This window comes from uncultured Nostoc sp., assembly GCF_937863485.1.
GTDB lineage: Bacteria > Cyanobacteriota > Cyanobacteriia > Cyanobacteriales > Nostocaceae > Nostoc.
The window spans coordinates 1-9,213 of the sequence record NZ_CALMFY010000149.1; the positions used below are offsets into that span (position 1 = coordinate 1).

At 42.7% G+C, this 9,213-nt stretch carries 4 protein-coding genes; all 4 read right to left on the bottom strand.

All coding sequences use genetic code 11. The annotated features are described in order from the left end of the window. Positions 1 to 233: 233 nt before the first annotated feature. Positions 234 to 2,234 (bottom strand): nitrate ABC transporter ATP-binding protein, encoded by a 2,001-nt coding sequence (locus tag Q0541_RS19230; protein ID WP_298913680.1) that lies wholly within the window; start codon positions 2,232 to 2,234, stop codon positions 234 to 236. 393 nt (positions 2,235 to 2,627) lie between these two features. Then, on the bottom strand, positions 2,628 to 3,467 hold the full coding sequence (ntrB, locus tag Q0541_RS19235; protein ID WP_298913683.1) for a nitrate ABC transporter permease: 840 nt from the start codon (positions 3,465 to 3,467) through the stop codon (positions 2,628 to 2,630). Positions 3,468 to 3,568: 101 nt separating this feature from the next. Continuing rightward, positions 3,569 to 4,945, bottom strand: a complete 1,377-nt coding sequence (locus Q0541_RS19240) for a CmpA/NrtA family ABC transporter substrate-binding protein (RefSeq protein WP_298913686.1) — start codon at positions 4,943 to 4,945, stop codon at positions 3,569 to 3,571. A 1,020-nt stretch (positions 4,946 to 5,965) separates the two neighbouring features. After that, positions 5,966 to 8,215: a glycoside hydrolase family 65 protein gene (locus tag Q0541_RS19245; protein ID WP_298913691.1), complete on the bottom strand. Its 2,250-nt coding sequence runs from the start codon at positions 8,213 to 8,215 to the stop codon at positions 5,966 to 5,968. Between the last annotated feature and the right edge of the window lie 998 nt (positions 8,216 to 9,213).

Genomic DNA, 9,213 nt, shown 5'->3' on the forward strand with positions numbered 1-9,213 from the left:
ATGGAGTTCAAAGACTCATTAATGGAGTTCAAAGGCTCATTAATGGAGTTCAAAGACTCATTAATGGAGTTCAAAGGCTCATTAATGGAGTTCAAAGGCTCATTAATGAAGTTCAAAGGCTCATTAATGAAGTTCAGAGCCTGATTAATGGAGTTCAGAGCCTCATTAATAGAGTTCTGAGGCTTGCACGTGATGTAATACTTCTTCCACTCCCTCTTTCCATTACCATTTTTTTACGATGCGAGTTTTCTTCTTGGTGCATCAAGAATAACTTCTGCGACTGAAAAATCACGTTTAATCTGCAAACTGTTGAGATACGCTATTGGATCATCGGCGTTAAAGGGAGTACCATCGAACAGTTTGATGGGTTGGCGAATGTAGCTAATATCTAAACCTAATTCCCGTGCAGCGGTACTGAAGACACGAACTTGGCATACCCTTTCCACAACTTCTACCCAATTTCTGGGAAACGGAGTGTCACCCCAACGCGCCAATTGACTCATAATCCAAATTTGTTCGGTGCGGCTGGGGCGGTTAATGGCAGACTCAGAATAAAACTGGTGATGGGCATAGTCCCGCAACGGATGGTCTAAGTCACAGGTAAGACTATCTGGATCTTCGAGTTGAATGTATTCTAAATCAGTGCTGACGTACTCTCGCCCTGCTAAGATTTCCCGAATCTCTTGGGAATTATCGGGATTTGCACAATACTGGCAAGCTTCTAACAAAGCTTTGGTTAAGGCGATATGCGTATTTGGATAATTTTCTGCCCAATTTTCTCGCACACCAAGAACTTTACCAGGGTGTCCCAGCCAAACTTCTAAGTCGGTAGCGATGGTAAAGCCGACACCTTCCACAGCCGCGCGGTAGTTCCAAGGTTCGCCGACGCAGTAACCATCAATGCTTCCAGCTTTTAAGTCTGCTACCATCTGCGCTGGGGGAATGGTCTTCATATCTACATCGCCATCGGGGTCAATTCCTCCAGCCGCTAGCCAGTAACGCAGCAGCAAGTTGTGCATAGATGCCGGATGTACTACCCCCATTGTGTGCCTTTGTTCGCGGGTGAGAATCAGGTGATTTCTGAAATCTGATAAGGTTTGTACACGTTGGTCGTAAAAACGTTTTGCTAAGGTAATGGCGTTACCGTTGCGAGTCATGGTAAGGGCGGTGACAACAGGCAGGGGTTGGTTATTATGTCCTCCCAGTGTTAACCACATCGGCATTCCCGAAGGCATTTGAGCCGCATCTAAGTAACCGCCAGTCATGCCATCAACGATGCCGCGCCAGCTACTTTCCCGCACGAGGTTGACTTCATCTAAACCATGCTTGGTAAAGAAACCTTTCTCTTTGGCAACAGCTAAGGGGGCGCAAGCAGTCAGTGGCAAAAAGCCAATTTCTAGATTAACTTTCTCCAACCCATGACGAGCGATATCCGCAGTTTTCCGCGCCCGAATTTTCTTGATGCGTTTCTGCTGATTGAGGAAGTAAATCATTTCACTCCGCAAGCTGTAATAGCTGGGATGTTCTACAACTTCCATCCGTTTGCGGGGTCTAGGAATATCCACTTCCAAAATCTCCGCAATTTTGGATTCGGGGCCATTGGTTAGCATGACAATTCGGTCAGACAACAGCACCGCTTCATCAATATCATGAGTAACCATCACAGCAGTGACTTGATTTTCTTCGCAGATTTGCATGAGTTGTTCTTGCAAATTACCGCGTGTGAGTGCATCCAATGCACCGAAGGGTTCATCTAATAGTAGCAACTTGGGGCGAATTGCTAAAGCGCGGGCGATCGCAACTCGTTGTTTTTGTCCCCCAGATAACATTCCCGGCTGTTTATCAGCATGGGGACGCAAACCCACCATATCTATATGTTTTTCAGTAATCGCTTGGCGTTCATGGGCTGGCAACCCTTTCATTACTGAATCTACCGCCAGGGCAATATTTTCTCTAACTGTCCGCCAAGGTAGTAGCGAATAATTTTGAAACACTACCATCCTGTCTGGGCCTGGTTTGATGATTCTTTGTCCTTCTAAAGTCACAAGACCTTCAGTGGGCAAATCCAAACCTGCAATCATATTCAATAGTGTAGATTTACCGCAACCGGAGTGACCAATTAAAGAAATGAATTCTCCTTTTTTAATTTGGAGGTCGATTCCTTTAAGGGCAATATATTTGCCCCCACCAGTTAATTCAAAAACTTTTTCAATTTGATCAACAGCTACAAACATACTCTATTTATCCTTTGTCTTTCGTCATTAGTTCTGGGTACGTGGTCATTAGTCCTTATACCAATTCTCCATGAAGATGCACTTAATATTTTTTAAACGAACCGCAAAGTACGCAAAGTACGCAAAGAAAGCAATCAGTCAAGGAATAAATTATTAAGTGCAAGTTTACAGAGAATTGGTATTAGTTTCTTACAAATGAATAAAGACCAACGACTAAATAATTACTAATTTGTAATACTTGCCTTTGGCGGTAAGCAAGCTATGTAATTCGGAATTCAAGGTATAAGCCCCTAACTGTTAGTTATGGAGATAAATAAATTTACTCCTCAATTAGGTTCCTAACTTCAGTCGTGGGGTAATAATTACGAATTACGAATTATGCTGACTTAATGACTATTTCTGTTCTGCTGGCAAAATCTTGTTTTGAAGCCAACCCATGATTTTATCTAGGATTAAACCGACAACGCCAATATAAATTAGAGCCAATATCACTTCGCTGACGTTGTTATTTTGATAGGCATTCCAGATAAAAAAACCAATCCCGACGATACCGGACATAACAATTTCGGCGGCAATAATCGCTAACCAAGCTAAACCGATCGCAATTCTCAAGCCGGTGAAAATGTAAGGTAAAGCGGCAGGAATCAGAATATTAATAAAATATTCTTTGCGGCTAAGTTGCAGGACTTTGGCAACGTTGTTGTAATCTTGGGGAATTTGGGTGACGCCAACGGCAGTATTAAGTAAGATTGGCCAAATTGCGGTGATGAATATTACGAATAAGGCGGCTGGTTCGTTTTGTCGCAAGGCTGCTAAAGAAATGGGAACCCAAGCCAAAGGTGGTACAGTCCGCAGTAGTTGAAAGATGGGGTCTAAAGCTTTGGACATGGTTTTATTCACCCCAATCAAAATGCCCAAGCCAATACCAACGATCGCTGCTAGGGTATAACTGATAGCAACTCGTTGTAAACTGGCCCAAATCTGCCAAAACAGACCTTTATCTATGCCACCTCTGTCATAAAAGGGCCAGAAAATTAGTACCCAGGTATCTTGAATAACCTGTATTGGGCCTGGTAATGTCGCACCGGGAGTGAAAGCGAACAGTTGCCAGAGAATCAGGAAGATGGCGATCGCGATCGTTGGCGGTACAATGTCAGGAAATTGCTTTTGCAGACGAGATATAAAGCTGTTATTAAATCTTGGGGTTACAGGGCGTTTTTGGGCTATTGTCATGATGCTTTATTTTCCTGATTATTTGTCATTGGTATTTGGCTTGTACAGATACGATTAATCGCGTCATTTACCTTGTACAGACGCGATTAATCGCGTCTCTACTAAACTTTTTTGATTTTGAGACTTTTCAAATATTCTTCGGGCTTTTCGGGGTCAAATTTGATGCCATCAAAAAATTCTTCTACACCGCGAGATGTATTTGTAGGAATATCAGCAGCAGCAATACCAGCTTCTTGAGCAGCTGCTTTCCAAATATCTTCACGGTTGACTTGATTGATTAGTTCTTTAGCTTTTGCAGCATTATTCGTAATGTAATCTTCTGGTAAAAATCCCCAACGGACGTTCTCGACTATAAACCATAAATCATGACTTTTATAGGGATAAGAAACATTACCTTTCTCATCTTTCCAGTAATAAGCTGCCATTGATTTATCATCAATTTTGCGTCCATCTCCCATGTCATACTTGCCTTGATATGGATCTGCAAGAATTTCCGGTGAGGAAAGATTAAAATAATTTCGTCCAGCCAGAATTTGCGCTGCTTCTTTGCGGTTATCAAAATTATCCAACCACTGCTGTGCTTCCATGATGCCCTTGAGCATCGCTTTCGTTGCCTTGGGATTTTTGTCAACCCAGTCGGCTCTCATGGCAAAGTATTCTTCAGGATGATTCTTCCAAATCTCTGCGGTTAATGCTGCTACGTAGCCAATTTTCTCTTTAACAAGACGATATGGCCAGGGGTCGCCTGTACTGAAGGCATCCATTGTTCCTGTTTTCATGTTGGCGACAGTTTGAGCCGCAGGTACTGTAAGCAGCTTGACATCTGCATCAGGATCTATGCCGCCAGCGGCTAACCAGTAGCGAATCCATAAATCTTGGTTGACATGGGGGAAGGTAAATGCAGCAGTGAAAGGTGTTGAGGATTTGAGTTGCGTTAACAGAGATTTAGCACTAGCAAGCTGCAAACTGATACCTTTACCTTGGTGCTTATTAGCGATCGCAATTCCGTTACCATGTGTAATTAACTGACACAGCACATACATCGGAATTTTTTGATTGCCTTTGGTAATTAAACCTTCTGTAATTAAATGCGGCATTGGCATTTGCCATTGACCGCCATCAATACCACCCCCCGCAGAACTAATTTCTACATTGTCCCGTGCTGAACCCCAAGAAGCTTGCTTAGAAAGATCAACATCAGTCATACCATACTTAGCAAAAAAGCCTTTTTCTTTAGCAATAATTAAAGGAGCAGCTTCTACAATTGGAATATATCCCAGCTTGACTTTCGTAGTTTCTGGTTTTTGTTCAGGGCTAATATTAGCAACTGTCTGAGCAGTTGGGACAACTTGAGAGTTCTTACCAGTAAGGTTGTCAGGGGGATTTCCTAAACAGCCTTTCAGGAACACAGCACCCGCAGATACTCCGGCAGTTAAGATTAATTTGCGGCGGGAAATTTGATTAAAAAATTCTTTCATCAAGTCTCCTTCAAAATGAATTTTATTGTTTATAGCTATGACAAATTAGGCAAAGATAAACAAATTTATCTTGCATTATCAATAGATATATCAAGCTATGATAGTCGTGCCAATTCAACCTTTTTTTGAAGAAAAGGCAATATCAACTATCTTTAATAAACCTAATGACTTATATTAATTGATTGAAATCTACCGAGGAGGTAACTTTCCCTTGTTCAAATTAGTTTACTTGCTTTTAAAACAAAATAGTTAACTCCGAAAGGTAAATTATTAAATAAATATTATATTGCAGGTATAAGTAAAAGTTTATGTATCGCAGCCAACTATCTAAATAAGTACTATTCAATAGCAATAAATCTATAATTCATATAATCTTTTATTTATGATTACATCTCTAAGCCAGGACTTACGCAAAATAATGAAAAAACGTAGACGCGGAGCGGCTTGCCGCAGGCTACCGCAAAGGACGCAAAGGTATAAGGTTTCAGAGAGTTATTGCGTAAGTTTTATAAGCAAGAAACAATAACACTAAAAGTAAAATACGAAGTTTCGACTTTGACTTCTATAAATATTGCTAAGGATTCAGGTGTAGCCCTTTCAAGATGACTCGAAAAATCTCTTTTTTTCTCTCTGCGCCCTCCGCGTCTCTGTGGTTTAAAAGTCTTTTTTTTAACTATAGAGGCACAGAGAACACATTAATGTAATTCATAATTTCTTATAGCGTGTTAGCTCTGAACTCTCGACGCTCTGTTTTCGACCACTGATTTAATGAGTGGAGCGTGCTTGCTCTGTACAGTGTCTAAAATTTCTGAATTATGAATTCATAATTATTTGGTCAAAGGCAGGCTATTCAGTAACGCCCTTTTTTAGTCAATACAGCGGTTTTCAATTCAAAACCGCTGTATCGTTGGCAATTAGACGGACAACCTCACAAGAATCAATCAACTTTTAAACTGTCGCTTTTACTAATGAAACTCTTAGCTATCGCTTAAAACTCCATCTAAGTCGAAGATAACCCCACTAAATTTCTGAGTGTGTATCTGCCAAGGTGGGAACTTTCACTTCTGTTTCGGCTTGTAAGTCGAAGTCATACCACTCGTTACGCCATTGCAGGCGAAACTTCAAACGCGTCCAGTTAGGTGGTAGGTTGGGACAGGCAACGGGGCCAAATTGAGTCATCCGAATCCCGCCAAACCCGAAAACTACCGCTTGCCATACTCCTCCAGCACTGGCGGCGTGAATTCCTTCGCCTGCGTTACGCCTTACATCCTCCAAGTCTACCAAGGCCGATCGCAGAAAGTGCATATAGGCTTCGGTTGGTTGATTGAGGTCGCAAGCTAAGATGGCGTGAATGGCTGGGCCTAGTGAAGAACCATAGCTGTGGTCGGTGCGCTGGGTGTAATAGTCCCAGTTGGTGGTAAGGGTGTTATGGTCGTAGCGATCGCGCAGTAAGTACAGCAGCATCAATACATCTGGCTGCTTGAGAATCTGCTTTTGGCTTGTGGCTTCAATTCCCAACAAACCTTGCAGAGATTTGCTGCGCGGTTCATAATCACCGAAGTTAATGTCTTCTAACTGGAAAAAGCCCTCAAACTGCTCAATTAAACCTGTTTGGATATCTTCATTGATAAATAGACGCTCTTGAATTTCCGCCCAACGGTGCAGACGCTCTGTGGTTAAGTTGAGTTTTTGCCCCAGTTGGGCTGAGGTTTCAGGGTAAGCTTGTTTGAGCCAGTCCCACAGCGCCAAAGCTGACTGCAAATGCCACTGAACCATAAGATTGGTGAAGGCATTATTATCGACGCGATCGTGATTTTCATCAGGGCCAATCACATCTAGGATGTCATAGCTGTGGCGCTCTTGGTTCCACTGCACCCGACTTTCCCAGAAAACAGCCGTATCAAGGATAATTTCCGCGCCATAATCCCGCATCCAATCATCATCGTTGGTAATCTGCCAGTAGTGTAAAACTGCATAGGCAACATCAGCAGTGATATGCACTTCAATGTCACCGCACCAGATGCGGATTAATTCACCGTTGGGAGTTGGCACCCAGCGCGGAGTTACTTCATCTCCAGTGGTAGCACTTTCCCAAGCAAACATTGCCCCTTGATAACCTGCTTCTTGAGCTTTGCGTCTAGCTCCTGGTAAGGTGTGGTAGCGGTAGGTGAGTAAGTTACGCGCTAGGGCTGGTTGAGTTAAGGTGAGGAACGGCAGGATGAATATTTCCGTATCCCAAAAGATGTGTCCGCTATAGGCAAAACCGGAGAGGGTTTTGGGAGCGATGCTCACCCGGTTGTCGTGACGCGGTGTAACAGCTAGTAATTGGAAGAGATTGTAACGGACGCTTAACTGAGCCAAGCGATCGCCTTCTATAATAATGTCACTGTCTTGCCACACTTGATCCCATGCAGCAATGTGAGCTGCCAATAGGGTAGTATATCTGGGTTCATCAGCGAGTCTTTCTAAGGCGGTTGCGATCGGGACTTCTGTTTCCCGTGAAGTAAACAGGGTGACAATCTTTTCGACAGTCGCCGTTTTTCCTGGGTATAACTCAAAGCTGGTTGTCAAAGTGGGAGAACTAGAAGCATTTTTGATGCCCACGGGTGTAGTTTCCTCACCATCTACAACTAACTTAGCAGCCATCCCAAGTTCAATACCTGAGTAGAGGGTTTGACTATTTAGCCAGATAATCTGGTCTATGCCACCTTGGTTTAAGGTTCGCCAATGTTTAACGCCTTGGGTATCTGGTTCGCTGTCAAATCCTGCTTCGACGGTAATTTCACCCTCAAAGTCTACGGATGTAATTTGAGCGCGAATCGCCAAAACGTGTTGATCTGCTAAACTGGCGAAACGCTCGAAGTGAAAATCGAGGGTATGACCACTAGGACTACGCCACCGCAGATCACGGCTAACTAAACCTAAACGCAGATCAAGCCGACGTTCGTAGTTGAGAATTTCACCACTGTCCATGCTGAAGCGTTCGCCAGCTACTTTCACTACCAATGGCAGCCAGTTGGGACAGTTCACAAGTTCGGTATGAGCAATTGTCACATCATCATAAACACCGTGGATGAGTGTAGCTGGTAAATCCTGGGAATACCCTTCCTCAAACGTACCCCGTACTCCTAAGAACCCATTACTAAGGGTGAAGACGGTTTCTTTGTGGTGCAACTGCGTCTGGTCAAACTTCGTTTCAATAACGTTCCAGTCAGTAGTGTCAATCAGTTGCTGATTTTGTTGAGAATTGTGAGTGGATACGTTGAGCATGAGTAATAAAACCTATGTCTTGATGCTGGCTGTGGGTAGGATGCAGTACAATTAGGAGTAATCTTTTAGTGATTAACTCCTTTTTTCTAGTGCCTAGACTTGAATGTTGCCTAAACACAGAAAAAATACGTTACTAATAACAGTAACGTTTCAAATTTCATCTGTCTAGAGTCATATTTACTTAATAACGTAAGTTAGAACTAATAAATTTCAATCAGAAACGAATTGATCGAGTTTTTGATCAATTTCTCTCATATTTATAAGCTTTACAATATAATTTATCGCACTGACAAACAGGCAGTATAATCTGAAATTATTTTTGTTTTTTATTTTTAATTGAAATTAGCAAGAAGGGATCAGATTCAATCCGGTTTATATCAAACCTAGAGCATCAATTCAGTAATCAAAAACCTAACCCCCCAGCCCCTAACGCTAGTAGGGAAGGGTTAGCTCAACTCCCCTCTCCTACGAAAAGCTACGGTGTATACACAAGTTTGAAATAGTTTACTCACCTGGTTTTTCGCGTCAGTTTTACCCCACCCTAACCCTCCCCTTGTCAAGGGGAGGGAACTAAATTCCTGTTTCCCCCCTTTCTAAGGGGGGATTAAGGGGGGTAATTTGACTTGTGTATACACGGTAGCCTACGAAAAGAGGGGTAGAAGGAGAGGTTCTTCCAGGATTATTGAATTGTGGTGTTCTAATTTGATCAGGCTTTTCCTCCTTCCCATACTCTGCATGGGAATGCATTCATCGAGGCTTTGCCTGAATATTTAACTGCTGAAATTATTATCTCATCTCCACTTTAAGAGTTTTGGCTTTGATTCATGCTCCCCAACGCTACAAGGGTTAGGGTTGGGGGTTAGATTTGAGAGAAAGTTGCACAGGGGGTAATGTTTTGTTCTTTTACCATAAGTGGTATATTGGCACTTGACCTGACCGAGTACAAACGGGAGCAACGCGATTTTGTGAGGTTGGACAAAAAAGGTGCGATCGCTAAT

What these genes read in the sequence shown, in the direction of transcription:
- Q0541_RS19230 (WP_298913680.1), bottom strand. Translation starts at nt 2,234, where the DNA reads ATGTTTGTAGCTGTTGATCAAATTGAAAAAGTTTTTGAATTAACTGGT.
- ntrB (WP_298913683.1), bottom strand. Translation starts at nt 3,467, where the DNA reads ATGACAATAGCCCAAAAACGCCCTGTAACCCCAAGATTTAATAACAGC.
- Q0541_RS19240 (WP_298913686.1), bottom strand. Translation starts at nt 4,945, where the DNA reads ATGAAAGAATTTTTTAATCAAATTTCCCGCCGCAAATTAATCTTAACT.
- Q0541_RS19245 (WP_298913691.1), bottom strand. Translation starts at nt 8,215, where the DNA reads ATGCTCAACGTATCCACTCACAATTCTCAACAAAATCAGCAACTGATT.